This is a genomic window from Corallococcus praedator (genome assembly GCF_003612125.1).
Lineage (GTDB): Bacteria > Myxococcota > Myxococcia > Myxococcales > Myxococcaceae > Corallococcus > Corallococcus praedator.
Genome location: NZ_RAWI01000798.1, coordinates 1 through 863 on the forward strand (window position 1 = coordinate 1; position 863 = coordinate 863).

The 863-nt window shown below is 67.0% G+C and carries 1 pseudogene; it reads right to left on the reverse strand.

From position 1 onward, the window contains the following. Positions 1-765, reverse strand: a pseudogene (locus D7Y13_RS41820) (hypothetical protein); the annotation flags it as partial. Positions 766-863 lie beyond the last annotated feature (98 nt).

The following is an 863-nucleotide window of genomic DNA, read 5'->3' on the forward strand; positions in this document are numbered from 1 at the left end:
GCCCTTGCTCCTGCGCCTCAACACCACGGCCGTGCCATCCAGGTGCGCCAGCGTCAGGGGCCTCGATACGCCTCCCGCCCTCCCCCAGTCATGCACGGCGGACAGCGCCAGCGTGTAACGCCCAGGGAGCGGGGGGCGTCCGAAGAAGAAGTGCTGCAGGTCCAGCGCGACTTCCGCACCCGTCAGGCGTGCACCCAACATGTCCGAGGCGAAGGCCTCCGTGTACACCGGCCCCAGAGTGCCCGTCACCACGACTCCGGCGGGGTGGTAATCAGGATTGCCGCGGTTGTTGTAGCGCCGCACCAGATGCCCGGACAACAACGTGTAGGAGTCCAGGGACCCCATCCACAGCGATGCCGGAGACGCGTCGCTCCCCAGCGTGAGAATGCGCACCACCTGTCCCCAGTCGGACAGCGTGTCCCAGTCCTCCTTCCTCACAAAGGAGGTCCCCACTCCGCCGCCCCACAACCGCAGCCGAACTGGAGCCCCCACGTTGAGGTGGAACGTCGCGCCCCTGTTCACCACCGCCATGGGCTCTACTTGCATGAAGCCCTCGTCGCTACGCGCCCCATGTCTCGGCAGCAGCGTCAGCGTCGTGGCTTCCATTCGAAACAGGGAGGCCCAAGGGGTGCCCGGGCTGGAGGGGGCCGGAGACGAAAACACCTCCTTGGGTTCAGTGTCGCCCTCCTCGGTGAAGTCCTCCGCCCCTCCCAGCCCCGGGAGGAGCAGCAACAACACGACAGCCCCGCTTCGACGCACGAACATGCACGCCTCCTATGTCCCCCCAGCAGGGGCGAGACAGGACAAAGCCTCCTCCCTGGGTCCGACATGGCGCAGCGTCAGTGGATTGAGCAGCATGGCCC